General features: G+C 68.0%; 23 protein-coding genes, 1 tRNA gene and 2 pseudogenes. 8 read left to right on the top strand and 18 right to left on the bottom strand.

The annotated features are described in order from the left end of the window. Positions 1-101 precede the first annotated feature (101 nt). The 3 genes from OHA68_RS03310 to OHA68_RS03320 all read right to left on the bottom strand — a co-directional run bounded on the left by OHA68_RS03310 (position 102) and on the right by OHA68_RS03320 (position 1,885). Positions 102-175: transfer RNA gene (locus OHA68_RS03310), tRNA-Lys, on the bottom strand. Between the two features lie 57 nt (positions 176-232). Next, positions 233-1,159 (bottom strand): nucleoside hydrolase, encoded by a 927-nt coding sequence (locus OHA68_RS03315; protein ID WP_327106304.1) that lies wholly within the window; start codon positions 1,157-1,159, stop codon positions 233-235. 333 nt (positions 1,160-1,492) lie between these two features. Next, positions 1,493-1,885 carry an OsmC family protein gene (locus OHA68_RS03320; RefSeq protein WP_189136667.1) on the bottom strand — a complete coding sequence of 131 codons (393 nt, stop codon included), beginning with the start codon at positions 1,883-1,885 and terminating at the stop codon, positions 1,493-1,495. A 52-nt stretch (positions 1,886-1,937) separates the two neighbouring features. Between OHA68_RS03320 and OHA68_RS03325 the strand changes: the two genes are divergently transcribed. Further along, positions 1,938-2,645 (top strand): ferredoxin reductase domain-containing protein, encoded by a 708-nt coding sequence (locus OHA68_RS03325; RefSeq protein WP_327106305.1) that lies wholly within the window; start codon positions 1,938-1,940, stop codon positions 2,643-2,645. A gap of 9 nt (positions 2,646-2,654) precedes the next feature. On the opposite strand, the gene OHA68_RS03330 is transcribed toward OHA68_RS03325, so the two are convergent. Further along, positions 2,655-2,924 carry a hypothetical protein gene (locus tag OHA68_RS03330; protein ID WP_327106306.1) on the bottom strand — a complete coding sequence of 90 codons (270 nt, stop codon included), beginning with the start codon at positions 2,922-2,924 and terminating at the stop codon, positions 2,655-2,657. A gap of 138 nt (positions 2,925-3,062) precedes the next feature. Here OHA68_RS03330 and OHA68_RS03335 point away from each other — a divergent pair, with 138 nt between their 5' ends. Together OHA68_RS03335 and OHA68_RS03340 are read left to right on the top strand one after the other, a co-directional pair. Continuing rightward, positions 3,063-3,443: a phage holin family protein gene (locus OHA68_RS03335; RefSeq protein WP_225276839.1), complete on the top strand. Its 381-nt coding sequence runs from the start codon at positions 3,063-3,065 to the stop codon at positions 3,441-3,443. Between the two features lie 7 nt (positions 3,444-3,450). Continuing rightward, positions 3,451-4,893, top strand: coding sequence for an aromatic amino acid ammonia-lyase (locus OHA68_RS03340; RefSeq protein ID WP_327106307.1), 1,443 nt, complete (start codon positions 3,451-3,453; stop codon positions 4,891-4,893). A 70-nt stretch (positions 4,894-4,963) separates the two neighbouring features. Here the strand turns inward: OHA68_RS03340 and OHA68_RS03345 are convergent, their stop codons facing one another. Beyond that, entirely contained in the window at positions 4,964-5,959 is a 996-nt protein-coding gene (locus OHA68_RS03345; RefSeq protein WP_327106308.1) for a LacI family DNA-binding transcriptional regulator, read from the bottom strand. A gap of 181 nt (positions 5,960-6,140) precedes the next feature. Here OHA68_RS03345 and OHA68_RS03350 point away from each other — a divergent pair, with 181 nt between their 5' ends. Together OHA68_RS03350 and OHA68_RS03355 are read left to right on the top strand one after the other, a co-directional pair. Continuing rightward, a complete protein-coding gene (locus tag OHA68_RS03350) occupies positions 6,141-7,001 on the top strand; it encodes an amidohydrolase family protein (protein WP_327106309.1) in 861 nt (286 codons plus the stop codon). Further along, complete coding sequence (locus OHA68_RS03355; RefSeq protein ID WP_327106310.1) at positions 6,998-7,582, top strand: cysteine dioxygenase; 585 nt, start codon at positions 6,998-7,000, stop codon at positions 7,580-7,582. Before OHA68_RS03350 ends, OHA68_RS03355 begins: the two co-directional genes overlap by 4 nt. Here OHA68_RS03355 and OHA68_RS03360 read toward each other — a convergent pair. From OHA68_RS03360 to OHA68_RS03370, 3 genes are all read right to left on the bottom strand, one after another. Further along, complete coding sequence (locus OHA68_RS03360) at positions 7,554-8,219, bottom strand: hypothetical protein (RefSeq protein ID WP_327106311.1); 666 nt, start codon at positions 8,217-8,219, stop codon at positions 7,554-7,556. The genes OHA68_RS03355 and OHA68_RS03360 overlap by 29 nt on opposite strands. 26 nt (positions 8,220-8,245) lie before the next feature. Continuing rightward, positions 8,246-9,409, bottom strand: coding sequence for a CynX/NimT family MFS transporter (locus OHA68_RS03365; protein WP_327106312.1), 1,164 nt, complete (start codon positions 9,407-9,409; stop codon positions 8,246-8,248). 112 nt (positions 9,410-9,521) lie between these two features. After that, positions 9,522-10,811, bottom strand: a complete 1,290-nt coding sequence (locus OHA68_RS03370) for an RNA-guided endonuclease InsQ/TnpB family protein (protein ID WP_327106313.1) — start codon at positions 10,809-10,811, stop codon at positions 9,522-9,524. A 14-nt stretch (positions 10,812-10,825) separates the two neighbouring features. On the opposite strand from OHA68_RS03370, the gene OHA68_RS03375 reads away from it, so the two are divergent. After that, positions 10,826-11,806 (top strand): LacI family DNA-binding transcriptional regulator, encoded by a 981-nt coding sequence (locus tag OHA68_RS03375; RefSeq protein ID WP_327106314.1) that lies wholly within the window; start codon positions 10,826-10,828, stop codon positions 11,804-11,806. Positions 11,807-11,814: 8 nt separating this feature from the next. On the opposite strand, the gene OHA68_RS03380 is transcribed toward OHA68_RS03375, so the two are convergent. Further along, a complete protein-coding gene (locus OHA68_RS03380) occupies positions 11,815-12,318 on the bottom strand; it encodes an ATP-binding protein (protein ID WP_327106315.1) in 504 nt (167 codons plus the stop codon). Between the two features lie 483 nt (positions 12,319-12,801). Between OHA68_RS03380 and OHA68_RS03385 the strand changes: the two genes are divergently transcribed. Both OHA68_RS03385 and OHA68_RS03390 read left to right on the top strand, forming a co-directional pair. Further along, the gene (locus OHA68_RS03385; protein WP_327109447.1) at positions 12,802-13,653 is read left to right on the top strand and encodes a helix-turn-helix domain-containing protein; all 852 of its coding nucleotides are present in this window, start codon (positions 12,802-12,804) and stop codon (positions 13,651-13,653) included. Positions 13,654-13,703: 50 nt separating this feature from the next. After that, positions 13,704-13,943: a DUF397 domain-containing protein gene (locus OHA68_RS03390; protein WP_327106316.1), complete on the top strand. Its 240-nt coding sequence runs from the start codon at positions 13,704-13,706 to the stop codon at positions 13,941-13,943. A gap of 29 nt (positions 13,944-13,972) precedes the next feature. On the opposite strand, the gene OHA68_RS45275 is transcribed toward OHA68_RS03390, so the two are convergent. From OHA68_RS45275 to OHA68_RS03430, 9 genes and pseudogenes are all read right to left on the bottom strand, one after another. After that, positions 13,973-14,383, bottom strand: coding sequence for an IS66 family transposase (locus tag OHA68_RS45275; protein WP_407674483.1), 411 nt, complete (start codon positions 14,381-14,383; stop codon positions 13,973-13,975). Next, positions 14,272-15,036 (bottom strand): annotated as a pseudogene (locus tag OHA68_RS03395) (IS66 family transposase); the annotation flags it as partial. The gene OHA68_RS45275 and the pseudogene OHA68_RS03395, both read right to left, overlap by 112 nt. After that, complete coding sequence (locus tag OHA68_RS03400) at positions 14,949-15,368, bottom strand: DUF6444 domain-containing protein (protein ID WP_327106318.1); 420 nt, start codon at positions 15,366-15,368, stop codon at positions 14,949-14,951. The gene OHA68_RS03400 and the pseudogene OHA68_RS03395, both read right to left, overlap by 88 nt. A gap of 129 nt (positions 15,369-15,497) precedes the next feature. Then, complete coding sequence (locus OHA68_RS03405; protein ID WP_327106319.1) at positions 15,498-15,755, bottom strand: DUF7660 family protein; 258 nt, start codon at positions 15,753-15,755, stop codon at positions 15,498-15,500. A gap of 167 nt (positions 15,756-15,922) precedes the next feature. Then, positions 15,923-16,570 carry a Hint domain-containing protein gene (locus OHA68_RS03410; RefSeq protein WP_327106320.1) on the bottom strand — a complete coding sequence of 216 codons (648 nt, stop codon included), beginning with the start codon at positions 16,568-16,570 and terminating at the stop codon, positions 15,923-15,925. A 530-nt stretch (positions 16,571-17,100) separates the two neighbouring features. Further along, a pseudogene (locus OHA68_RS03415) lies at positions 17,101-17,922 on the bottom strand (transposase family protein). A 476-nt stretch (positions 17,923-18,398) separates the two neighbouring features. Then, a complete protein-coding gene (locus OHA68_RS03420; RefSeq protein ID WP_327106321.1) occupies positions 18,399-18,869 on the bottom strand; it encodes a DUF4262 domain-containing protein in 471 nt (156 codons plus the stop codon). Between the two features lie 13 nt (positions 18,870-18,882). Beyond that, the gene (locus OHA68_RS03425) at positions 18,883-21,150 is read right to left on the bottom strand and encodes an RHS repeat-associated core domain-containing protein (protein WP_327106322.1); all 2,268 of its coding nucleotides are present in this window, start codon (positions 21,148-21,150) and stop codon (positions 18,883-18,885) included. A gap of 257 nt (positions 21,151-21,407) precedes the next feature. Beyond that, positions 21,408-22,646: an MFS transporter gene (locus tag OHA68_RS03430; RefSeq protein WP_327106323.1), complete on the bottom strand. Its 1,239-nt coding sequence runs from the start codon at positions 22,644-22,646 to the stop codon at positions 21,408-21,410. Between the last annotated feature and the right edge of the window lie 68 nt (positions 22,647-22,714).

Below are 22,714 nucleotides of genomic sequence, written 5' to 3' on the forward strand. Positions count from 1 at the left end.
GAGCATCCGGCGAGCAACCACGGGAGCACCTCGACGCCGCCAGAGCCACTCGAAAATCGAAAAACCCCAGCTCAGCGTACTGAACTAGGGTTTCGATGCGGTGCGCCGCCAGGGACTCGAACCCCGGACCCGCTGATTAAGAGTCAGCTGCTCTAACCATCTGAGCTAGCGGCGCCTGCAACACGGGTAACTGTATCAGCCGCCACGCCCTGCCCGCACACTGTCGCGGGCCTCATCCGCCCAGCCGCGCCGCCAGTCTTCCGTACGCCTCCAGCACGAGATCCCAGAACCGCGGCACGTTCAGCGCGGTGGCCACCAGGGCGTTCGGCCGGCGATCGCGCAGCTGGAAGTCCACCACCGTCATCCCCCGGGTGAACTCCCCGACGGTCTCCACGTTCACCACCGCGGGCACCATCGTGACCAGGGACGGGTCCAGCACGTACGCGACCGCGCAGGCGTCGTGGATGGCCGGGCCGCCGTGCTCGGTCACCTCGCCGTAGAACTGGGCGGCGGGCACCAGCAGCTCGGCCAGCCGTCCCAGGGGTCGCATGCGGTCCAGCTCGGCGGTGGTGACCATCGCGGTCAGCGTCACGTCAAGGCCGAGCATCTTCACCGTCCAGCCCGCCCCGAACACGATCGCGGCGGCCTCCGGGTCGGCGAGGATGTTGAACTCGGCGGCGGGGTTGTGGTTGCCCCGGGTGAAGGAGCCGCCCATGATCACCAGGTCGCGGGCCCACTCGACGACGCGCGGCTCGCGCCGTACGGCCAGGGCGAGGTTGGTGAGAGGGCCGATCGCCACCAGCGTGATCTCACCCGGCGCCGCCCGCAGGGTGTCGATGATGCAGTCCACCGCGTGCCCCTCGGCCACCGCGAGCAGCGGCGGCGGCAGCACGGCCCCGCCGAGGCCGGTGTCGCCGTGGACGTCACCGGCGCGGACGGTGCGGTGCATGAGGGCCCCGGCGCTGCCGGGCGTGACCGGGATGTCCCCGAGGCCGAGGAACTCCCTGAGCGCCAGCGCGTTGGCCGTGGTCAGGGAGAGGTCGACGTTGCCGCCGACGGTGGTGATGGCGACGAGGTCGAGGCCGGTGGCGCCGGCGGCGAGGGCGAGGGCCATGGCGTCGTCGATGCCCGGATCGCAGTCGATGAGAACTTTGGTCACGTGTCCGTACGATACGAGGCGGACCTGCGAAAAAAGAGATCGGGGTCGGGCAGTCCCCCAAAGTCTGCCCGACCCCGATCCCGACGGCGGTCCAGGCCGGCGCTTTCCCCCAAAAGCGACGGCGGTCCCGCACTGGCAGACGGCGGTCCCCCTCCGCGTCCGCTCCGGTGTAGGTCTTACGGCCGGTCATCATGCTTCCGACCTGCTTCGACACTACCGAGCCCTATGCAACGGCTGTGTCATAACGCGGTCGAATATCCGTTCGGTGAACCCCAAGGAATGTTAGCGATTCACCCGGTTTGAACCGGTGCCGAGCGAGGGAGCGCCAAGCGGCTAGGGGATCTCCAGACGGACCTCCGTGCCCTCGGCGAGCGAGCGGCTGACCGTGCAGTACTGGTCGTGCACCCGCCCCGCCACCGCGCGGAAGACCTCGTCGGCCTCCTTCGCGGGCAGTTCGACGTCGTAGGTCACGGTCACCGGGCCCAGCCGGTTCGACTCGACCTTGTCCGCCTGCACCGTCATCGCGAGCCGGACGAGCCGGTGGCCGCGCTTGGCCGTCAGCGGCTCCACGGTCACGATGTTGCACCCGCCCACGGCGGCCAGCAGCAACTCCACCGGCGTGAACACACCGTCGTCCGCGTTGCTGCCCAGGCGCACCTCCGCGCCACGGTCGTTCGTCGCCCGAAATCCGCCGTCGTCAGTCCGCTCCACACGCACGTTAGCCATGTTTTAGACCTTACTCAGACAGCTCTCATGTTCGGCGCGCATGGTTCGATACATGGGTAGCGAGGCGAGTTCCAAAGGTCCGGTGCTCTTCTGGTGCGGTGTCGCGGTCGCCGAGTTCGGCGCCGTCCAGCCCGGCTACGGCCTGGCGTGGCAGCCCGCCGCCTACGCCGGCGCGGCGCTGCTGGTCGCGCTCGGCGTGATCGTCGTCAGATCCGCCGGCCGCCTGCGGTCGCGGCGGGCCGGGCGACGCCTGCGGCTCACCGCCTATCTGGCGGGCACGCTCCTCGTCGCGTACCACCTCAGCGCCGCCTCCCCCTCACCCATCACCGTCACGGCCCTGCTGGTGTACGCCGTGGCGTCGGTGATGGCGGTCTGGAGCCACGGCGGCGGCGCCGCCCGGACCAGGGCCACGCTGCTCATCGCCACCGACCTGGAGCCCGGGACGCTGCGCACACTGCTGGCCGGGCGCGACCAGAGCACCGTGGCGGTCTACCGCACCGAGCTGATCACCGACGAGCTGCGTGAGCTTCAGGAGAGGTACGGCCTGGTGCTGGTCGTCGGGCAGGAGCACGACCCCAGGGCCAAGGAGCGGCTGAGCGCCTCCGGGCTGAGCCGCCAGGTGCCCGACATCGCCGACCGCGAGGTGGTGCTGGCCGGTCCACGCCATTTCACGAGGTACGTGCGCGGCGCCCTGGCCCGGCTGGCCGTGCCCGGCACGCAGGTCACGACGGCGAGCGTCAGGCTCCGGCAGCGAGCCTGACCGTACGGCTCAGGCCTCGGGGTGGGCGCGCAGATACTCCAGGTAGACCGGTCGCAGTGCTTCGCCCAGATCGCCCTCGCCGGCGGCGATGGCGTCGCTGAGCAGCGCCGAGACGTGGCTGAGGTCGGCGGATGTCTCCCGGCCCGTGGCGGCCTCGGCCGCCGGGATCACCTTGAGCAAGTTCCACAGGAACCCGAGATCCCCATGGTGCACGGCATAGCGCACAGCGCGTTCGTGCAGCTCGCTCGCGGACAGCGACTCGAGACCCGTGGTGTCCATCTCGCTCCTTCCCCTTCGGACCGACCTTTCCCACGAGGGGCGTCCGAAACACGGAGCCACTTCAGAAGAGCGCAAAGTGATCGCCCGGCGCATAGGGTCCCTATCGGAGTGCCGGTCACCGTGGGAGGATCATCCAGCGTGAGATTCATCATCAGAACCCTGGCAGCCGCGGTTGCTCTCTGGGTCGCCATCCAGTTCCTCGACGGCATCGACATCACCACGAAGGCGTACTCCCCCGAATACTGGGGGACGCTGCTGATCGTGACGTTGATCTTCGGTGTCGTCAACGCCATCGTCAGGCCCATCGTCAAAGCCCTGGGCTGCGCGCTCATCGTGCTCACCCTGGGGCTGTTCCTGCTGGTCATCAACGCGGGCATGCTGCTGCTGACCAGCTGGATCTCCGGGCAGTTCGACATCCCCTTCCACGTCGACGACTTCTGGCCCAGCGCAGTCCTGGGCGCGATCATCATCAGCGTGGTCACCTGGCTGCTCAGCCTGGTCATCCCCGACGGCGACTGACAGCCCCATGGACATCGGCGGCGCCGGGCTGACCTGCTCGCGGGTGCACGCGGTCGCCCACGGCGAGGCCCGGGTCACGATCTCCGGCACCGACCGGGCCCGCGCCGCGTGGACCGCCGCCCAGCGGCTCACCACTGTCGTGTACGGACGCGGCACCGGCGTGGGCGCCAACAAGGACGTCCCGGTCGAACAGGGCGGGGCCGCCCTGCTGCGCAGCCACGCGTGCGGCGCCGGGCCGCTGGTCGAGCCGGAACGGGCCAGGGCGATGCTGGTCGTCCGCCTCAACCAGCTCCTCGCGGGCGGCTCCGGCGTCGACCCCGGCGTGCTGCCGGTGCTGGCCCAGGCGATCAACGACGGCTTCACCCCACCGGTACGCACCTACGGCGCCATCGGCACCGGCGACCTGACCGCCCTGTCCACCACCGCCCTGTGCCTCCTCGGCGAACTCCCCTGGCACTCATCCCCCACCGGCACGGAAACGGGAACCGGCACCAGCGCCGACACAGGCACCAGCACAGGCACCAGCACGGGCACCGGCGTGGGCACGGGCACCGGCGTGGGCACCGGCACCGGCACCGGCGCGGGCGTTGCTCCTGCCGCCGTTCCCCGCTATGCGTTGGCGGACGCCGATGCGCTGCCGTTCATCAGCTCGGGCGCCGCCACCCTCGGCGACGCCGCGCTCGCCTGTCACCGGCTGCGCCTGCTGCTCGACGCGGCCGTCGACGGAGCCGCCCGCTCCTTCGCGGCTGTGGACGCCTCCGCCGAGCCGCTGGCGGCGGCCGTACAGGAGGCGCGTCCCCACCCCGGGCAGGCGGTCGTGGCCGCCCGGCTGCGCGCCCTGCTCCCCAAGGGCCCGAGCCCGCGCGTCCAGGACCCGTACGGCTACCGTGCCTTCGCCCAGGTGCACGGCGCCGCCATGGACGCGCTGGACCGCGCGGAGGCGGTGGTCGAGACGGACCTCAACGCGGCGGCGGAGAACCCGCTCATCGCCGGCTCGCTCGCCTGGCACAACGGCAACTTCCACTCCGCCCCCGTGGCCCTGGCCCTCGACACGCTGCGCGCCTCGCTCGTCCAGGTGGCGCAGCTCAGCACGGCCCGGCTGGCGACGCTGATGAACCCCGGGTTCACCGGCCTGCTGCCGTTCCTCGCCGATCGGCCCGGCGGCTCGGGGGCGCTCATCCTGGAGTACGTGGCCCAGGACGCCCTGGCGGAGCTGCGCCACCTCGCCGCCCCGGTCACCACGGGCACGGCGGTCATCTCCCTGGGCACGGAGGATCACGCGGGCTTCGCCACCCAGGCCGCCCGGCACGCCCTGCGCTGCGTCGAGCCGCTGGAGATCGTGCTGGCCTGCGAGCACACCGCCGCCACCCGAGCCTTGCACGGCCCGAAGCCGGACACCCCGCTCACCGCCGACCTGGAGACAGCCCGCCAGGCCCTGCGCGACCGCTAGGACCCCACGGCGCACTGCGAGCCGGGACGCCGCCGAAGGCTGAGCCTGAACGCCGCCAGAACCTGCGCGGCTAGGAGGTCGTCAGGTCGGCGACGGAGCCGCGTTGGCGGAGGGTGGGCTGCTGGACGATCCGGCGGCGGCGGGTGCCTCCGTCGGCGGCGGCGGCCATCAGCCGGACGGCGGCCCGGACGATGCCGTCGATGTTCCAGTCGACGGTGGACAGACCCGGCGTGAGCAGGCCGGACATGGGATGGGCGTCGTAGCCCATGACCGAGATGTCGCGGGGGATGGACAACCCCAGCTCGCCCGCCGCGGCGTAGACGCCATAGGCGATCGAGTCGGCGAAGCAGAAGACGGCGCTCGGCCCGCCGTCGGCGAGCAGGTCGTGGGCCGCCTGGGTGGCGGCGGCCAGGCCGTGCTGGGCGGTGGCGACCCGGATGTCCAGGCCGAGCCGCTCGCCCTCGGCCGTGACGTGCACGTCGGCCGGGCGGTCGGGCGTGCTGGCCCGGGTGGGGGTGAGGACGCCGATGCGGCGGTGGCCGAGCGCGCGCAGGTGCTCCAGGGCGAGGGTGACGCCGCGCCGGTTGTCGAAGATGACCTCACCGGCGGTGCCGGGCAGGGAGTCGCCGATCGCGACCACCGGCAGCGACTCGCATAGCTGGGCCCAGAAGGGCGCCGCGGGGTCGATCGGCTGCACGATCATGCCGTCGACGCGCTGGTCGCGGAGCTGCTGGGCGAGGACCCGCTCGCGGGCGGGATCGCCGACGGCGTCCAGGATGAGCGCGTAGCGGTCCTTCTCGCGCAGGCCGCGGCTGATGCCGACGGCGAGCGACTGCTGCCAGAGGTCCTCCAGCGAGCCGCAGAGCAGACCGATCATGCCGGTGCGGCCGCTGGCCAGCGCTCTGGCGATGGGGTCGGCCTCGTAACCCAGCTCGGCCGCCGCCGCGCGGACCCGCTCCATCGTCTCCTCGGAGACCTGCAGACCACGCAGCGCGTAGGAGACGGCGGCCGGTGACAGGCCGGTCGCCTGGGCCACTTCCCGAATCGTCGCTCTCTTCCGAGCCATCCGACAACCTTATGGGCTGACACCGACAGCCAGGGCGGGTGCTCGATAAGGATGCGCGGCGTTGACAATCTCTCAGGTGAAGCGGTTCACTGAAGCGTATCAGTGAAACGGTTCACCAGATCGATTCCCACAATACAGGGTTTACCTATAAAGTCGGTAGGAAATAAGGGGAGGCGTGATCATGAGTATCGACGTGCACCAGCACCTATGGACCGGTGCGTTCGTCGACGCTCTGCGCCGCCGCACCTCGCCGCCCCGCCTGGACGGCTGGACGTTGCTCCTCGACGGCGAGCCGCCCTACCAGGTCGACCCCACGGCCCACGACGAACGCGACACCACGGGCCTGGAGCTGGCCCTGGTCTCGCTCTCCAGCCCGCTCGGCATCGAGTCGCTGCCGCCCGACGAGGCCTGGCCGCTGATCGACGCCTACCACGACGGCTCGCTGGCGCTGCCCGAGCCGTTCGGCGCCTGGGCCGCCACCTGCCACAGCGAGCCCGATCCGGAACGGCTGGCCAAGGATCTGGACCGGGGCCTGGCCGGGCTGCAGATGCCCGCGACGGCCGCGTTCGACGACCGGCTGCTGGAGGTGCTCACCGACCGGGACCTGCCGCTGTTCGTCCACCCCGGTCCGTGCGCCACGCCTCCGGGCGCGCCGTCCTGGTGGCCGGCCGTGGTGCCGTACGTCCAGCAGATGCACCAGGCCTGGCACCACTTCCACGCCGCCGTCCGGCCCCGGCACCCCCGGCTGCGCGTCTGCTTCGCCCTGCTGGCCGGGCTGGCCCCGCTGCACTCCGAACGGCTCATGACCCGGGGCGGCGGCGGCCGGGGCGAGGTCGATCCCAGCTGCTACGTGGAGACCTCCTCCTACGGCCCGCGCGCGATCGACGCGATCGTCCGCGAGCTCGGCGTCGACGTGGTCGTCAACGGCTCCGACGCCCCCTACGCCACCGCCCCTGACCCCGGCCTCGGTCAGGCGGCGGCCCATGCCATCCGCGTCACCAACCCACGTCGCCTACTCGGCAGGAAGGAGACTCGTTCGTGAACGAGCAGCACGGCAGCCAGGATGGGAGCTCCCCCCTCCCCGAACGCACGCTCGACCGCCGTGAGCTGCGCGATCTGGTCAACCGGCTGGCGGCCGACCCTGCCCGCTGGCAGGAGCAGGTCGACTTCCCCGCGGACGGCGGCAGGCACTACGCCTCGCTCCACCGGGACGCGTACATCGACGTGTGGCTGCTGTGCTGGCGGCCCGAGGACGACACCGGCTGGCACGACCACGACCTGTCCTCCGGCGCGGTGCACGTCGTCAGCGGCGCGCTGCTGGAGTGCAACCCGCGCATCGGCGGCGAGCACCTGGAGACCGTGGTCAGCGAGGGACAGTCGTTCTCCTTCGGGCCCGACCACATCCACCGGCTCACCGGCGCGGTGGAGTACAGCGTCTCCATCCACGCCTACTCACCGCCGCTGTGGCGGCTGGGTCAGTACTCCATCGACGACACCGGCGTCATGCGCCGCGTCTCGGTGAGCTACGCCGACGAGCTGCGACCCATGGACAACGCCGCCACGGCGGCACTCCCGGAGACGCACCCGGCGGCGCTCACGGAGACGGGGAGCGCCGTGGCCTGAGCACGCAGCAGCTTCCGCAGGCCTGCGCGTCCGGCAGGGTGACCCACAGGCAGCAGGTCCTGCGGAAGTAGGCGTCGTCGGCGGGCTCGACCAGCCCGTCGACGGGCTTGCCGATCCGCTTGAGCAGCGCCATGTAGTCGCCCGGCATGACCTGGGTCAGGGGGTGCGCGAACGCCTCGGCGGTCGAGCCCCACAGGGTCCGCTCCCCCACCTTGGCCATCGCGCTGAGCACCTTGACCAGCGGCGCCTGCGACTCGGCGAGCACGTCCCCGATCGCCTCCGTGTCGGCGGCCCATCGCACGTCCGTGGCCGCGATCGTGACCCCGGCCTCGGACTCCTTGAAGTAGGTGTCGGCCAGCCGCATGATCGGGATCCGCCCGTCCAGCGCCCAGCCGAGCGCCAGCGGCATCGTGTGCCAGTAGGAGTAGGTCTTCCACAACAGCGCCGCGCCGACGTGCCGCGGCGCGTTCCAGCGCGCGGCGGTCGCGTCCACCAACTGCCCGAGCAGTGTGTACGGCTCCCGCACCAGCTCGGTGACGGGCGTCCAGCTCTCGTCCGGGTCGATGACCAGCTTCGGCTCGACGCCGAGAACACCGCCACGCTCGGCGGCCATACGGTCGAGCAGCTCGGTCAGCACGCCCCGTCCCCTATCTGTAGGTAAGCCTAACCTAAAGTAGCAGGACGTCCGGCGAACCAGCCAGCGACCGTCTGCGCCCCCACCACGGCCACCCCGAACGCCAGCGGCGCCCACCAGCCGCCGGACACCTCCCGCAGCAGCCCGAACAGCACCGGCCCCAGCGCGGCGAGCAGATAGCCCACCGACTGGGCCACCGCGGACAGCGCGGTGACCAGCGCCGGATTCGCCGGGCGCAGCGCGATGATCAGCAAGGCCAGCGCGAACGAAGCCCCCTGCCCGACCCCGAGCACGATCATCCACAGCCAGGGCAGCGTGGCCGGAGCCAGCAGCACGCCCAGGTAGCCCGCGGCGGTCAGCGCCGACGAGACGTACACGTACCAGACCTGCGAGTGCCGCCGACCGGCCAGGATCGGCACCACGAGCGTGGCGCCCACCTGGACGACGGTGGTCGCGCTCAGCAGGTAGCCGGCCTGGTCGGCCGGGATGCCCGCCTCCAGGAAGATCGTCGGCAGCCAGGCGAGCATGACGTAAAAGGTGAACGACTGCAGGCCCATGAACGCGGTCACGTACCAGGTCACCCGGCTGCGCAGCAGCAGGCCGAACGCGCTGGGCCCGTCGCGCGGCGGCCTGGTGTGCCGGCGGAGCGCCTGCGGCAGCCAGAGCAGCGCGGCGGCCAGCGCGGGCACGGCCAGCAGCGCCGAGACGCCGCGCCAGTCGAGCCCGGTGAGCCGCTCCAGCGGGATGAGCGCCCCCGAGGCGATGGCGGCCCCGCTCACGATGGCGGAGACGTAGACGCCGGTCATGAGGTTCACCCGGGCCGGGAAGTGCTGTTTGACGACGCCGGGCATGATGACGTTCATCACCGCGATGGCCGTGGCCGCGACGGCGGCGCCCGTGTAGAGCATGAGGGGCCCGTCCAGGCTGCGCAGGGCGATGCCGGTGGCGAGCACGACCAGCCCGAGCAGCAGGGTGCGGTCCAGGCCGATCCGCCTGGCCAGGAGCGGGGCGAGCGGCCCGAACACCCCCAGGCAGACGATCATGACGGTGGTGATGGCGCCGCCGGCCGCCGGGGTGAGGCCGACGTCTTTCATGACCTCGTCGAGCAGCGGCGAGAGGCCCGCGATCGCCGGGCGCAGGTTGAGTGCGGCCAGCAGAAAACCGGCCATGAGCAGTGCGGATCTCGGCGCCATAGCGACTTACTCTGGCACAGGCGGGTGACAACGTTGTCCGGCGGTCGGTGAGTAAGGAAGGATCCAGGATTGACATCCTCCCCCGCCTGAAGGTGGGGGATTCCAACGCCAGCTACCCCATGAGGAGGAGGTCGCGTTGAGGTTCGCGGTTCACCGGCTCACCCAACGGCGTGCCTCCCCGCGCGGACACGGCATGCCCTGCCGCGTGTCGGATGTTGCGTGCCGCGTTCACGTCGGCGTTGGCGGCGTATCCGCAGGATCGGCACCGGTAGGCGGCTTGGCTCTCGCGCGCCTGCCGATCCACGATCCCGCACGCCGAGCAACGCTGACTCGTGTACGCGGGGTTGATCTTCACGACCCGGCCGGGAGCCTTGTGCTCCAGCCGCGCCACCAGCCGGCCCCACCCGTTGGCCAGGATGCCCCGGTTCAGGCCTGCTTTCTGGCGGACGTTGCGGCCGGGCTGGGCAACGGTGCCCTTCGCCGAACGGGTCATGCTGGAGATCTTCAGGTCTTCGACAGCGATCACGTCGAAGCGCCGGGCCAGATCGGTGGAGGTCTTCTCCGCCCGGTCCTTGCGCCGGTCGGTCTCGTGCGCCTTGAGTCGGGCGATGGCGGCCTTGACCTTGCCACGCCGGTTCGATCCCCGCTTGGCTCTGGCGAGCTTGCGCAGGAGCCGCCGCAGGCGGGTTTTCTCCGCATCGCGCAGGGTGGGCGCGTTGAGCAGCTGCCCGGTGGACAGGGCGGCCGACACGGCAACACCGCGGTCCACACCCACGATCTCCCCCGTGCCCGGAGCGGGGACGGGATCCGGGATCGCGGCGAAGGCGACATGCCAGCGCCCGGCGCGGTCGCGGGTGACCCGATACGACTTGACGCCCTCGGGGACGGCGCGGGACCAGCGGAACCGCACCCACCCCACCTTCGGCACCTTGACCTCGCCCACGCTGCGGGAGACACGGCGGACATCGCCGGCCTTGACCGCGACGATCCAAAACCCTTCCCTCTGACCGCGCTTGCGCCAGGTCGGCCTGCGGTGAGTCCTGCCGAAGAAGTTCGCCATCGCCTGAGCGAAGTCCTTCAACGCCTGTTGCTGCACGATGATCGACCCGGCTCGCAGCCACTCGTTCTCCGCCCGCGCTTCGGTCAGCTGGCGGCACTGCTCAGCGAACCCTGGCGCGGACCTGCGTCCCGGCCTCCAGCAGGCGTGCTGCTCAACCGCGAGATTCCACACGTACCGGGCGTGCCCGCAATGCTCCAGCAGTGCCGCCTCCTGGGCAGACGAAGGCTGGAGCCGGTAGCGAGACACGCCGACCAACCTACCGATCAACACCGACAGAACCGGGGGACAGAAGTGCCCGACCGAGCCGCGTTTCCTCCCCACTCTGAAGGACGAGGCATCCACGCTGCAGGTGCTTGGTGAGACCGACGATGAAGGACGTCGCCTCGGCGGCGGGCGTGGCACTCAAGACGGTGTCCCGCGTGGTGAACGGCGAGCCGGGCGTCCACCCGGGCACCGCCGAACGCGTGCGCGAGGCCATCGAGCTGCTCGGCTACAGCCGCAACGAGAGCGCCAGCGTGCTGCGCAGCGGGCGGACCGCGACCGTCGGGCTGGTCATCGAGGACGTCGCCGACCCGTTCTACGCCGTGCTGAGCCGCGCGGTCGAGGACGTCACCACCGGCTACGGCTGCATGCTGCTGAGCGGCTCGTCCAGCGAGGATCCCGTCCGGGAGCGCGAGCTGGTGGGCGCCTTCTGCGCCCGGCGGGTGGGCGGGCTGATCGTGGTGCCGGCCGGCGCGGACCACTCCTACCTGCGGCCCGAGCTTGAGGCGGGCACGCCGGCGGTGTTCGTGGACCGGCCGCCGGGGCCGGGTCTCGACGTCGACACCGTGCTCACCGACAACGCCGGCGGGGCAGGCCTGGCGGTCCGCCACCTGCTCGCGCACGGGCACACCAGGATCGCCTTCCTCGGCGACGAGCCGTCGATCTTCACCGCCGCCCGGCGGCTGCACGGCTTCCGCGCCGCCCTGGGGCACCTGTTCGACGAGCGCCTCGTCGCCATGCGGACGCCCACCCCGGCGGGTGTACGCACCGACGTCGATCGCATGCTGGCCCTGGACGCCCCGCCCACCGCGCTGTTCACCGGAAACGGCAGGCTCACCGTGACCGCGCTGCGGGCCCTGGCCGGGCGACTGCCGGCGCTGGTCGGGTTCGACGACTTCGAACTGGCGGACCTGCTCGTCCCGGGCGTGACGGTGGTGGCGCAGGACCCGGCGCAGATGGGCCGGGTGGCGGCCGAGCTGCTGTTCCGCCGCATGCACGGCGACACCGGACCATCGGAGCACCCGCTGCTCCCGGTACGCCTGATCCCCCGAGGCTCCGGCGAACTACCGGCCTGACGTCCACTTCACGCTCCCACTTCGGCGACCGGCACCTTCAGCAGAGCATCCGGTATGTCTTCGGCCGTGAGCACTTCGGCCCACACTGTGTTCCAGCCGAGGGACCGAGCTTGTGTTCCCCACCGGGCCGATACCTGCTCGACCAGCCAGAGGCCCCGCCCATGACAGTCCTCGTCGCCGGGCTCATGGGCACGGGGGACGCTTCGCGCGCCTTCATCGGTCACCTCGATCCGGACCAGCGCGTCACTGATCGCGCTGACCTCCACGGTGACCAGCCCACCCGACCGCGCTGAGTGGGTGTGCAGGAGTGCGTTGGCGGTCAACTCGCTGACCACGAGTTCCGCGTTCTCCACGTTCCGGTGCTCTGCCGCCCTCAGGGTGCGCCCGACACAGTGCCGGATCACCGGCACCGCCCAATCCACCCCCGGAACCACCGTCTCGACCAGGAACCTCTCCGTCACCGCGCCGCCTCCCAGATCCGTTGGAAACCGGAGTCGCTCAAGTCCGCCCACTGCCGCCTGCCTCGACCCCACGTGAAGATCCACTGCCCGTCCCGAAACGTCGCCCTCACCCGCAAAGACCCCGAAGCCCGTTCGACCAGGACGAACGGCTCGCAACCTTTCGGTAAGACGAGCGAGGTCCGCAGACCCACCTCGCGCAGAACCCATGCCAGCCGCCCCAAGCAGACGTACCGCTCCTCCTCGGGGGTGCGTTGCTGTGAAGGTTGGTGCGTCGCGGTTGCCCGCGTCCGAATCCGTCGCACGGGTAGGTCCCGCCCTTCTTTCGCGCAGCCAGGGCGCGGATGTCTGGGGCAGCACAGCGGGGTTTCGCGAGCTGCCTAGTACCAGGGGGCGCATCTCTTAACTCGCATAGATGGTTCACCATGTCTTCCCTGGCTGCAACAGAATCTGCAAATTTACATCTACCTTCTTGTGCTGCTGAGCACGCTAGGATGCGTGCTGACACAGCACCTTTGCGGGATTCTGGAGATCGCGATGGTTGGACGAGGCCCGACAGTGCGACGCCGACGACTGGCGGGTGAGCTGCGCAGGTTGCGTGAGCGAAGCGAGATGACCATCGAGGTGGCAGCCGAGCGCTTGAAGTGGTCCATAGCCAAGGTCTCGCGCATCGAGACCGCCCGCACCGGGATCACTGCGCCCGACCTCACGGCCATGCTTGATCTCTACGGCGTGGACGACGACAAACGCGTGGCCCTGCATGCGCTTGCTCGGACAGCACGCAAACGTGGCTGGTGGGATGCGTACGCCGACTCCACCCCCAGCGTCTACGGCACGTACATAGAACTGGAGGCCGACACAGCGTTCATGCGCAGCTTTGATCCGCTGATCGTCAACGGGCTTCTTCAGACCGAGGAGTATGCGCGAGAGATCATCCGTGCGGCGGTGATGGCCCTCTCCCCGCCCGCCGAGGTCCAACGTCGGGTCGAGATGCGCATGACCCGACAGCAACTCCTCCTGCAGGAGGAAAGTCCGCTTCGCCTCTGGACGATCATCAACGAGTCAGTGCTCCGCCAACAGGTGGGCAGTCCGGACATCATGACAGGCCAGTACGCCAAGCTCGCAGAGCTGTCCAAGCGGGACAACGTCACCATCCAAGTGCTTCCCTCCTCCAAGGCTGCGCATCCGGCGACTGCCGGGCAGTTCGCCATCATGGAGTTCCGAGAGCCCTACGATCCTGAGGTGGTGTATGTCGAGAGTATGACGAGTAGTCTCTATGTAGAGAGTGAAATGGAGATTTATCGTTACACTCTTGCATTCGACCACCTCCGAGCGCTGGCGCTCGACCCGGGGGAGTCGAGAGTGCTGATCTCGGATCTGGCTAAGTGATCATTTTGCGGAAACTGTTCAGCAACACATAGAAAGTCCGGGTGTCTCAAGTGGACCTGTCTGACATCAAGTGGCACAAGAGCGCGCGCAGTGGCGACGGCGCGAACTGTGTCGAGGTAGCTGCCGTGAACGCTCAAGATCTCCAGCTCGACAAGGCCGAGGTCTCGAATCGCCTGTTCCTCGTACGCGATTCCAAAGACCCCGACGGCCCTGTTCTCGCCTTCACCCCGGCTGAATGGCGCGCATTCGCCGAGGGTCTCAAGGACGGCGAGTTCGACGAGCTGAGCTGACTGCAGTTCCCGTCCTCTGATCTAGAGGATCATGGCATCAGCGGAAGATCCAGCGTGACGCGGTTGGTGAAGGGGTGTAAGCATTCAGAAGGATCTGTGACGCTGCGCGATTGATGGCAGCCCGAGATCTTCACCTGGGTTTTGACCGGCCGCAGCGCCCTCTCGGCGGCGTTGTTGGTGAACGGCACCCAGCCGGGGAAGTCGGCGAAGCGCAGCACGTCACAGACTCGCCGCTGGAGACGTTCGAGCAGGTTACGACCGGGGACTGTTTGCGTCCGGGCATGCGAAGATGCAACGACAGCCCGATGCGGATGCCGTGGTGGAAGGACTTGAGGTAGACCTTGGCTCGCTCGGGTGGGATCTCGGCCTGTCCGTCCGCGCGGGCCTTGCCAACCTGTTTGTTCAACTCCGCCAGAGCCCAGCGAATCTGGGTGGGCCACCGCTGGCCGGGATGGTCTTCGGCCGCGGTGGTCAGCTCTCTGACCAGGTGTGATCCGCACAGTTGGTGGCGGGCGCCGGGGTAGCCGTCATACAGCGACAGCGAGTCATGGACCAGCACCCCCCGAAATTCGGGCAGCACGCCGAGAGAGTTGGCTCCATCGCGGGAACGCTCGCCCAGGCCGAGCATCGTCAACCGGCTGGTGCAGGCCACGTGCAGCCAGCGGCGTGCCGTCCCGATCCTCGTGGTGGTCTCGTCCTCGTGCAGGACATGGATGAGCGTCAGCAGCGCACGGACCAGCTTGACACTGTCGATGACCGGAGTCGCGGCCTCGGCGAGAACCGACGGCACCCAGCCAGGTGACACCCGGGCTCCGGAAATGTCGGCGATCAGCTGGGCACAGCGCTCGACCGGGATGTGCTGGAAGACCAGCAGGTAGGCGGCCAGCGCGCGCGGGTTCGGACTATACGACGACGGGGACCCCGCCACCTGCTCGGGCAAGACCGCTGTGGTGCCCCGGCCGCAACCACCGCATCGGCACCGGTGCGTGCGATGCTCGGTCACCGTCACGGTAACCGGGGCATATCGCGGACCTGACGACGCGCGAAGCCGATGCTGTCGGCCACCGACAACGCCTTTCCACAGCCGCCGCACGTGTCCGGGACGTGCTCTTCGACCTGGTCCAGGGACTCGACCATGGCCAGGCCCGCGCCGGGTGCGCCCGGCTGGCGGCCACGCTTCTTCCCCGTGTCGACCGATGACTTCTTGTCCGGCCGGACGAACATGTCGCTGGACGGCGGTAAGGACGAGTTCCCAGAGTTGCGGCCCAGCCTGCGTTCCAGCTCGACAACCCGCGCGGTCAGCCGGTCGACCGTCTCCTCCAGCCGCGCGATCGTCTCGCGCTGGGCCTCGATCGTGGCCATCTGCCGGACCACCAATGCGGCCAGCTCGTCATACGACGGGTGACGCTCCGGGGCCTTCGGCACCCAAAGATCATCCCACCGCGCGGGCGCTGCTCACCATCGCGATCTTGAGCTGCTGAATGCTTACTACTTCCGGGCCTGGTCGTACGCAGAAGTGCCGAATTTCAATAGGAAATTACCCATCAGACCCGCTTATTCATATAGAGTCGCTGCCGCTAGCATTTCTCCTACGAGCTTCCACGAAGGCTGCTCAGGCCCATTCAAGCCTTGATTAATAAAATAGCCTTCCATTCCATGAAGCCAGCCCGATAGGCCATCCAGGAAACGTGGAAGATTATTATTCTCCCACTCATCTACTTCCGATGAGGCCGCAGCAGCAGCCAGCGCGGCGACGAAATTCGCCAAGTCTTCCCTTGTTGCGATGCGTTCAGTTTCAGCCACAAGATCCATGCCACTCGCCACCTCTGATCTGGATGCCCACTCCATCAGTCTCTGTCGTGAACTTCTTACGCCACTCCTTCCGGATCTCGGCTGGCGTCGCCATCCGATGCGGTACAGAATCGAGGCCAGCTTGTTGGTATGCGACGAGACGCCGATTGTCAAGTGTATAAAGCTTTTCATCCCGCTTCACCAGGCGGATCGGGTCGCGGGCTTAATGTACCGCCCTTGAGAGCATCTCTAGTCTCCTCGATAGAATGACCGTCCCGAAATTGAGAACCGATATTGTTCTGCGTGAAACGAACGTCATTCGGATTGATCTCATCGACGGGATCAGAGCTGTTATGAACCAGGATAGCTTGGTTGCCTGCCAGCACATCGTACGTGTGCGTGCCAGCTACGGTGAGGTTGTGGACGCGCTGTTCTGCGGAGGTCCACGCGGTGATCGCCGAGACTTGGACGTAGGTTCCCCCGCCTGTGCGCAGATACTGCCCTGGCCACAGCATGTTTGCCTGCTGCCACTGCCGGGTGGTCGGCACCCAGAAGGGGTGCTCGCCGGTTGCGGTAAAAACGCCGGCCTCATCACCGCTGCCCACGGTTACCCGTACCAGGTTCTTGACGCCCTTGGAGGTGATCGGGTCGAGGACCTTCCTGGCTGTTGTCTTTCCGGTTGTGGGGTCTGTGGCTATGACCTTGTCGCCGGTTTTGATGTCTTCGATGGGTTTGGTGGCGCCGTCTGCCATGAGGACTTTGGTGCCGGGGACGAAGCTGCTGCACGGTCCACTCTTAATTGAGGTACGGGTTTTGCCGCCGATGCGCTTCTTCATCGTTTGCCGCATAGATGGGTACCTGGAGCTGACCATCCCATGCTCGTCGGTGATCCCTGGGTTGCCAGATTTCGACCGTGCGCAGGAGGCGGCCCGGCGGGTAGTTCCCGCTCAGGCCGAGGACGGGCGTGGGCTGGCAGGGGTGGCCGAGCTGGCGGCCCGGGTGGGGTCGCGAGCGATGCGATCACCGGGCGCGCGATCTGGGCAGAGTTCGCCTTGTCCAACGAGCCGTCAGTGCCAAAGCCGCGCCGCAGGCAGGGAGAGGTCGTGCTGCCCGAGCGGTCTCCCGACAATGAAGCGGGCGGCGTCTCCGCCAGGCCACTGTCTGACGAGTCACCGACGAATTCGGCTGCTGTGGTTGCGTTGGCGAGCTCCAAACCTACACGGGAGCGGAAAAAGAAGTGATCTTGGAACTTCTGTAGGATTGGCGGGAGGTCTGGTAGGGCAGGTGGCGAACCAGATGTCCGCGTTTGGGCAGGAGCTTTGGGCTCAGCGGGAGCTACGGGAAGTCCGGCGGCAGTGACGTGATCTCAGTGAAGTTCCGGTAGGTGGTCGTGCTCGAAATGGGTGAGGACAAGCGCTACGCGGGCGACGTCGCTGATTCTGCTGGGGCTGATGGTGATGTGCGGGAGGGTGTGCCAGCGGCCTTTGAGCAGGGCGAAGCCGCGTTTGCCGAGGCATCGCAGGGCGCGTAGGAGCCAGTTGTAGGTGCGGTTGTCCGGCTGAGGATTTGGTTTCCTTCGGGCTGCCTGATGGGCGTGTGGATACTGATTCCGGCGCCGTCGTAACCGCTGTCGGCGAGGGTGGGCAGGCCGTGGGCTGCTGCGGCGTACAGCGCGCCGAGAACCTGCCCCCAAGCGGCGGTCAGGTCGTGGACGGAGCCGGGTTCCACGTCGGCGATTCACAAGGGTAGCCCGCCTGGTGCCGACAGCGCTTGGAGGTTGTCGGCCTGCTGCTGGGCCTTGCCGGAGTACCAGGCGTCGATGGACTCTCCTTTGACGCTGGGGTTTGCTCGGCGCAGTGGTTGGTGGGAATCAGGGTCCCGTCGAGGATCACGTACGCCAGGCTGTCGGCGTGGGCACGGTCGAGAGCTTCCTGTAGATCTGGTGCTTGCGCTGCGAGATCGTGAATGTAGCGGTAGGCGGTGGCCCGGGAGACGCGGTGGTCACGGCCGAGCTTGGGGAGGTCACGCTCACCGCGGAACCAGCACAGCACCATGACCACTTGCCGAAACGGAGTCAACGCCCGGCTGTCTTTCGGAGTGCTGCACAGCCGGGGCTCCTCGTGCAAGAGCCGGGCGAGGTGTGAACGAGTGCGCGGGAGACGTCGAGCGTGGCGCGATGAGCAATCACGTGGCGCCTTCCGGCTGGTTGAGCGTGGTGAGAGCTCTTCTACCGGAGGGCTCCACGTCTGTTTCCGGCCATTCGGTGGCTCCTCCCGAAAGGCCCGGAACGCTACCTACGGCGCCCGAGAATCCCGATTGTCCGAACTATTTCGCTGAGATTATCTCAGTGGCCGGACTGGGTCTTTCTCATGGTGCACTGCCGCTGGGTTACCGCACGAGGCAAAAGGGCCGTGATCGGTTGAAGAGAACGTTGTAAGGCTTTCCTAAGTCTTTCTAATGCGGCATCTTCTGCGCAATCGACTTTGCCGAATCCCTGCCCCGACTAGCCAGATAGGACCCACGATCAACCTGGACTTGAATGCTCCATGGTCGAGGGTTTCACGACGACTCTTACCTATTGGACCGCAGTATCCTCACGGATATGGATCGGCAACCTACTGATCGGGAGGAACTATGGGGATCGTCAGGACAGCCTGGCTCCGGCTACATCGACAAGGCTTGTCGGTCACTCAGCCAGGCAGGCGCACCTTCTTCGCCAGGAAAGTTTCCATCGCTATCCGGCCAAAACAGCTGGAGGGCACCGAAAGGCTTCTTCCCGTAGAAAACCGACGCTTGTGCCAGGTTGGCGATCAGCAGACCTTGCGAGATTGCCCTGAACTGCACATTGAACCCCTCAAGAATGTCACTGGAGATGTCGCCATCTCTATATGCATGCCCCCCAGCGAGCATGACTTGAACTGAACTCAAGACGCTGCCTGAAGTCTCCTCCGGAAGGCCAGATACGACTACTTCGGCATGATCGAAGCTGGAACCGAACCCGATGCTATAAGCAAAGGGAGAGTGTTCCGCTTCAGGGTCGAAGACCCAAATCCAGCTCCACCCCTGGGTCGCCAAGTCGCTACGGATCTTCTGTTGAACTGCATTCGGGTCCGACTCTTCCAATTCGCCACTCACAGGAAATCACCTTTCAGTTATCCCATTTTTCCCTGTTGCAGACACGACATAATACCTGGCCGTTAGAGGGATCACCCGACCCACCTCGCGACTTAGGCTGAATGTGATCGATCTGCCATTCATTTTCGGGGGGCGTGACTCCGCGCTGTGATTTCTTGGGGGGAACAACTTCCTTGCCGCATATCTCACACGTCGGAGCCCCGTACTTTTCCTTGTTTTCGTCGACAACTTTTCCCTTGCCGGCAGGCGTAAACGGCTTACCTGGCCTACTGCCAGGAGTGCCCCCGACGACGCAGTCGCTGTTGTGAACGAGGACCGGCGTAGCCCCTGCCACCACATAGTACGTGTGCGTGTCGGCCACGGTGAGGTTGTGGACGCGCTGTTCTGCGGAGGTCCACGCGGTGATCGCCGAGACTTGGACGTAGGTTCCCCCGCCTGTGCGCAGATACTGCCCTGGCCACAGCATGTTTGCCTGCTGCCACTGCCGGGTGGTCGGCACCCAGAAGGGGTGCTCGCCGGTTGCGGTAAAAACGCCGGCCTCATCACCGCTGCCCACGGTTACCCGTACCAGGTTCTTGACGCCCTTGGAGGTGATCGGGTCGAGGACCTTCCTGGCTGTTGTCTTTCCGGTTGTGGGGTCTGTGGCTATGACCTTGTCGCCGGCTTTGATGTCTTCGATGGGTTTGGTGGCGCCGTCTGCCATGAGGACTTTGGTGCCGGGGACGAAGCTGCTGCAGGAATGTTTGGTGTTCGATTTGAATGGCTTGAATCGTGTGCTGGGGATACGGATGCGCAGCGATCGTATGTTCCGGGTGGGAACGTTGACGCCGATTTGGGCCCCTCGATCGTCTCCGGCCGTAAGTCCATTTATTGCCGTCAGATAGTCCATGTCCGCTTGTTTCCGGATGGCATCTTCGCGATAGCGCTTTCGGTTGGCTTCTTGACGGCGCTTTTCGGTTTCCTTCTTACGAGATGCCTCGTTTTTCTGCTGCCGCTTTTTGTGGATCTTGCGTTCGCGGCTGGTTTTCTTCTTGCCGCTGGCGTGGTGGGTCTTGGCGAAGTTCTGGTTGGCGTTGGGCCGCTTCTTGCTGCGGGAGTAGCCGTAGCTCTTGTCGGTGCTGCCGCCGCCGGTGTCGACGCGGCGGCCGTCGGGGTCGGATTGGTCGATGGGGTTGTTGGCGGCGTAGCTGTAGGGGTTGGCCCATTCGGGGGTGCGCAGGTCGAGTTCGGGGTCGGTGGAGATGAATTTGGCGATGGCCGGGTCGTAGTAGCGGGCGCCCAGATAGGTGAGGTCGGTGGAGGGGTCTTCGGTTTTGCCGAGGAAGCCGCGGTCGGTGAAGGGCAGGTCGTCGTCGCCGCGGCGCTGGCCGAAGGGCAGGTAGCGTTCGCGGCTGACCGCGCCGGTGGTGTCGTTGACGGCGAGTTGGGTGCTGCCGTGCAGACCGGCGAGCATCCAGGTGACGCCGGTGCTCTGGCGCATGGCGATCAGGGAGGCGTCCGGGGAGCTGTAGTAGCGCTTGGCGGTGACCTGGCCCGCGATCAGCTTGAGTTCGGTCGAGCCGAGGTAGAGGGTGACGCTGGCGTCGGGGTCACGCCGGATCAGGCGTTCCCCTGCGGCGTCGTACACCATCGAGGTGTCCTGGCCGTCGATGGTGGCCTGGTCGAGTTGGCCGAGGGGGTTCCAGGTGAGGGTGGCCTGTTTGCCGTTGACGGTGCGGGCGGCGAGTTGGCCGGCGTCGTCGTAGGCGTAGGTGTCGGTGCGGTCGGGGTGGGTGATGGCGGTGACCGCGTTGGGGCGGACGGCGGTGGCGCCGGGGGTGGGGTAGGTGTAGGTGGCGCTCTGGCCGTTGGAGGTCAGGGTGGTGAGGTTGCCGACCTTGTCGTAGGCGTAGGCCTGCTGGTAGGGGTCGATGCCGAGGCCGTCACCGGAGCCGGCGCAGGAGCTCGCGGTGGTGGTGTGGGCGCTCTTGAGGCGGAGTAAGCCGTCGTAGGTGAAGCATTCGGACTGGCCGACGGTGCCGCCGGTGGCTGAGGCGGCGTCCAGGACGCGGGTGATGTTGCCGGCGATGTTGTAGCCGTACTGGTCGTCCTGGACGGTGTCGGGGGTGGAGGTGTCGGCTTTGGATTGGGTGGTGACGCGTGACAGCCAGTCGGTGGTGGGGTCGCGTTCGAGCAGGCGCTTGATCTGACCGTTCGCGCCGAGCGTCCGGCTTTCGAGCTTGCCGGTCAGGGTGAAGGCGGTGTTCTTGATGTAGGTGAAGCCGCCCAGGTCGGAGGTCATGCTGTCGGCGAAGCCGAGGTCGGTGTAGGAGAAGGTGACCTTTTCGGCGGGCAGGCCGCCTGCTGTGGGCAGGGTCTGTTCGCGGAGGTTGCCTGCGGCGTCGTAGGCCAGGGCGGTGGTGTAGTCGCCGCCGAGGGCGCCTTCGCCGGCGGGGATGGTGACCTTTGCTGCCGTTGGCGTCCGTCATCGCAGCAAGGGCTTGAGCTCGCGCGGAATATCCGGACGACGATCATGACGGCTAGGCCGTCGGGCCGGCATCAGGGCGCTATACCTTCCTCTCTTTTCCCAAGGGCCTCCAGAGACAGCACGGTCTCCGGGCGGAGGGCTCGGGACAGGGCGAGTGCCACCAGGATGGCCGCGCCGCCGGCGGCGACGATCGCGAGCCGTGGGGAGAACAGCTCGCCGAGCACGCCGATCAGCGCCGCCCCGATGGCCTGCCCGGTCATCAGGCCGGTGGACAGCAGGCCGAACGCCTGCCCGCGCACCTCCTCCGGCACCGCGTCCACGAAGCGCCGCTGCAGGCCGAGCTGGTAGGCCAGCCCCGCGGCGGCCGTGGCCGCGATCGCGGCGGCCCAGCCGGCCCCGGGTGCGGCCAGGAAGCCCAGCCACGGGATCCCGAGCAGTGCCGCCAGCGGCAGCGACAGTCGTTCGCGCAGCGCCGGTGCGGCGAACCTGCCGACGGCGAACTCACCGACCGCCATGCCGACCGCGGCCGCCGCGAGCACCACACCCGCCTGGCCCTGACCGCCCAGGTAGGGCACGATCATCGCCTCCGCCCCGGCCAGGCACAGCGGCGGCAACCAGGAGGCGAGCAGCAGCCCGCGCACCCGAGGATCGGCCAGCAGCAGCCGATTCACCCGCACTGTCGTCCGCACCGCCCCCTGCCCGCCCGCACCTGTCTGGCGGGCGGGGCGGTACGGGAGGCCGTAGCGGAGGAGGAGCGCGGCCAGTGCTGACAGTCCCGCGGTGGCCGCGAGGGCGCCGTGCGGGCCGGCCACGGCCAGGAAGGCGCCGCCGACGGCCAGGCCGGCCACCTGGGCGCCGGCCGAGGTGACGCCCAGGAGCGAGCGGCCCAGCACGAACGCGTCCCCCGGCAGCACGTCCGGCAGCAGGGCGCTGCGCGCGGCGCCGAACACCGGCGAGAACAGCCCGGTGACCAGCACCAGCGCCAGCATGGCCCAGACCGGCAGCCCGGCGAAGGCCAGCAGCAGGCACACCACCACCCGGACCAGTTCGCCGACGACCATGACGGCCCGGGGCGGCAGCCGGTCGGCCAGCGACAGCAGGAACATCCCGCCGGCGATGTAGGGCAGCCACCCGGCCATGTAGGCGGCGGCCGACAGTCCGGGCGACCCCGTCTGGGCGTACACCAGCACCGACAGCGCCAGCATCTTGATGGAGTCGCCGGCGACGAGCAGCGCGAAGCTGCCGAACAGCACCCGGAACTCCCGGACGGCGAACACCTCGCCGTAGGTGGCGCCGCGCTCTGTGGACACGATTCTCCTCAAGGTCGGTCGAAGGAACGCCTCCGATGCTGGGACCGGAGCGGACCGACTGGCGAAGC

It is taken from the genome of Nonomuraea glycinis, from assembly GCF_035920485.1.
GTDB lineage: Bacteria > Actinomycetota > Actinomycetes > Streptosporangiales > Streptosporangiaceae > Nonomuraea > Nonomuraea glycinis.

Excerpts from the sequence above, each read along its gene's own strand:
- OHA68_RS03320 (WP_189136667.1), bottom strand. The coding sequence starts at position 1,885 with ATGGCTAACGTGCGTGTGGAGCGGACTGACGACGGCGGATTTCGGGCG.
- OHA68_RS03330 (WP_327106306.1), bottom strand. The coding sequence starts at position 2,924 with ATGGACACCACGGGTCTCGAGTCGCTGTCCGCGAGCGAGCTGCACGAA.
- OHA68_RS03385 (WP_327109447.1), top strand. The coding sequence starts at position 12,802 with ATGGTTGGACGAGGCCCGACAGTGCGACGCCGACGACTGGCGGGTGAG.
- OHA68_RS03425 (WP_327106322.1), bottom strand. The coding sequence starts at position 21,150 with ATGACCTCCGACCTGGGCGGCTTCACCTACATCAAGAACACCGCCTTC.
- OHA68_RS03350 (WP_327106309.1), top strand. The coding sequence starts at position 6,141 with ATGAGTATCGACGTGCACCAGCACCTATGGACCGGTGCGTTCGTCGAC.
- OHA68_RS03405 (WP_327106319.1), bottom strand. The coding sequence starts at position 15,755 with ATGGATCTTGTGGCTGAAACTGAACGCATCGCAACAAGGGAAGACTTG.
- OHA68_RS03325 (WP_327106305.1), top strand. The coding sequence starts at position 1,938 with ATGGGTAGCGAGGCGAGTTCCAAAGGTCCGGTGCTCTTCTGGTGCGGT.
- OHA68_RS03340 (WP_327106307.1), top strand. The coding sequence starts at position 3,451 with ATGGACATCGGCGGCGCCGGGCTGACCTGCTCGCGGGTGCACGCGGTC.
- OHA68_RS03410 (WP_327106320.1), bottom strand. The coding sequence starts at position 16,570 with ATGAAGAAGCGCATCGGCGGCAAAACCCGTACCTCAATTAAGAGTGGA.
- OHA68_RS03365 (WP_327106312.1), bottom strand. The coding sequence starts at position 9,409 with ATGGCGCCGAGATCCGCACTGCTCATGGCCGGTTTTCTGCTGGCCGCA.
- OHA68_RS03345 (WP_327106308.1), bottom strand. The coding sequence starts at position 5,959 with ATGGCTCGGAAGAGAGCGACGATTCGGGAAGTGGCCCAGGCGACCGGC.